The following is a 2424-nucleotide window of genomic DNA, read 5'->3' as shown; positions in this document are numbered from 1 at the left end:
GCAATATCGCGCACAATTTCAGTTTTTTCCCCATTAAACTTCATTGTAAAGACACTCTCAGGCAAGCCAATTCGTTCAACTTGTCCCTTCGCGATGACCGTTTCGGCCGGCATATCTAGTAGTTGAAACTTCAATGAAGAAGATCCCGCGTTAATTGCCAATGTTTTTGCCATATTTCATGTGCTCCCTGTTTGCAATGGATATCATCCAATTTATTGGACTAATTATAACATGTAAGCGTTATCATGACTAGTCCATTCCAGAAGATGCTGAAGGATTGACAATCAAAAAAAGCCAGGCAGGCCATTAATAGGCATACCCGACTTTTAATCAACATTGATTACTTGTTATTCAATTCAATAATCTTCAAAATTGTGTCAACCGCTTGGTTCATCACCTTTGTTGACACATATTCATAACGACCGTGCATGTTCTCACCACCAGCAAACAAGTTTGGTGTAGGCAAGCCCAAGAACGTAATCTTTGAACCATCCGTACCACCACGAACTGGCTCAATAACTGGCTTAATATCCAATGCCTTCATGGCGGCTTCAGCCAAATCTACCGGCGTCATATCATCCTTAAGAATCTCACCCATATTGTAGTATTGGTCATTCATCTCAAGCTTAATACGCTCAAGACCGAACTCACCATTCATCTTTTCGACGATATCACGCAAAATTTGCTTACGTTGCTCAAAAATAACGCGATCGTGATCACGAATGATGTAAGCCATTTCAGCTTCTTCTGGCGTACCAGTCAACTTCAAGATGTGGAAGAACCCTTGACGACCTTCTGTCAATTCAGGACGGTCTCCGACTGGCAAAGCTGCGTGCAAATCCATGGCAACTTGCAACGCATTGACCATCGTGTCCTTGGCTGAACCAGGGTGTACGTTACGACCTTGAATCTTGATTGTTGCTGCAGCAGCTGAGAAAGTTTCCCATTCCAACTCGCCCAATGGACCACCATCGACCGTGTAAGCAAAATCAGCACCGAATTCAGCCACGTGGAAGTTATCGGCACCAATACCAATTTCCTCGTCTGGGCCAAAGCCGAACACAACCTTACCATGCTTGATATCAGGGTTAGCAATCAAGTATTCGGCTGCTGACACAATTTCAGCAACCCCAGACTTATCGTCCGCACCCAACAAAGTCGTCCCATCAGACGTAATCAACGTGTGACCCGCATACTTCTTCAATGATGGGAAATCAGCTGGTGACAACGTGTACTCTTCGTTCAACTTGATATCTGATTGACCATCATAGTTTTCAACGAATTGTGGGTTAACGTTTTCTGAGTTGAAGTCAGCCGTATCAACGTGAGAAATAAACCCAATCGTTGGCACATCAGCATCTGTGTTCGCTGCTAATTCAGCAAATACATAACCGTCAGCCATAGTACGAACGTTTTCTAGTCCCAAGTCCTTTAGTTCTGTTGCCAAATCAGCCAAAAAAGCAACTTCCTTTGGATCTGATGGCACCGTCGTCGACTCTTCGTTTGAACGCGTGTTGACCTTTGCGTAACGCACAAAACGGTCAATTAAGTTTGGATATACTGTTTCTGTCATGTCTATTACCTCTTATCTATATTAAATATATGTGTAAGGATCGGTGTTCTGCGCTGAGGCAAAGACATCGGTCAGTTGCCAACCATTTTCTGTTTGCCAAGTTTTCACTAGGTCGACTAACCTGTCCTTGGCAATGGCCTCCATGTGATGATCTGGATCAATCACGACAAAATCATCAGCCAATACATCGTGAGCGGTATGGTAGTAAAAATCTGCTGTCACATAGGCATCAGCCCCCGCTGCCAATGCTGCCGGATATTCGCTACCCCCATCGCCACCAAGGACAGCAATACGCTTCAACTGGCGGTTCATATCATTGGCGATAACGCGAACATGGGCTACTTGGAATAAGTCACGCACAAAGGTTGCATAATCTGCGACCGTTTGTGGTGTTGCCAGCTCACCAATTCGTCCGAGACCCGTTTGGCCATCTGGATTTGGAATGAGGGGCTTAACCTGTTCCAGTTGCAAGGCACTGGCCAGCCAATCATTCATACCACCTGCCGCTGCATCTAAATTTGTATGCGCCGCATAAACGACAATGTCATGCTTAATCAAATCAGCATACATCCGATTCTGCGGTACTGACAAATCTAAATTCTTCGCCGGGCGGAAAATCATTGGGTGATGGGCAAAAATGAAATCAACGTGCTTTTCAATCGCTTCTTGCACGACTTCTGGTCGGACGTCCAATGCGGTCATCACCGTCTGAATTTCTTGCTCTGGATCGCCGAGTTGCAACCCGATTGGATCGCGTTCCCAAGCTAATTCGCGGGGAGCATAAGCTTCAATTCGTGCAATTAATTCTTTTGCCTTCATTCTCCCAAGACCTCCCCAATATCACGTTGCAT

2 protein-coding genes and 1 pseudogene are annotated in these 2424 nt (G+C 45.2%); all 3 read right to left on the bottom strand.

Translation table 11 applies throughout. The features are described 5' to 3' along the window. Positions 1-173 (bottom strand): annotated as a pseudogene (locus tag WEIDD23_RS14210) (acetate kinase); the annotation flags it as partial. 167 nt (positions 174-340) lie between these two features. Next, positions 341-1573, bottom strand: coding sequence for a peptidase T (gene pepT, locus WEIDD23_RS01290; protein ID WP_010371661.1), 1233 nt, complete (start codon positions 1571-1573; stop codon positions 341-343). A gap of 21 nt (positions 1574-1594) precedes the next feature. After that, positions 1595-2392 carry a Nif3-like dinuclear metal center hexameric protein gene (locus WEIDD23_RS01285; RefSeq protein ID WP_010371664.1) on the bottom strand — a complete coding sequence of 266 codons (798 nt, stop codon included), beginning with the start codon at positions 2390-2392 and terminating at the stop codon, positions 1595-1597. Positions 2393-2424 lie beyond the last annotated feature (32 nt).

Source organism: Weissella sp. DD23, from assembly GCF_001579105.1.
Classification (GTDB): domain Bacteria; phylum Bacillota; class Bacilli; order Lactobacillales; family Lactobacillaceae; genus Weissella; species Weissella cibaria.
This window is presented reverse-complemented; position numbering and strand designations above follow the sequence as displayed.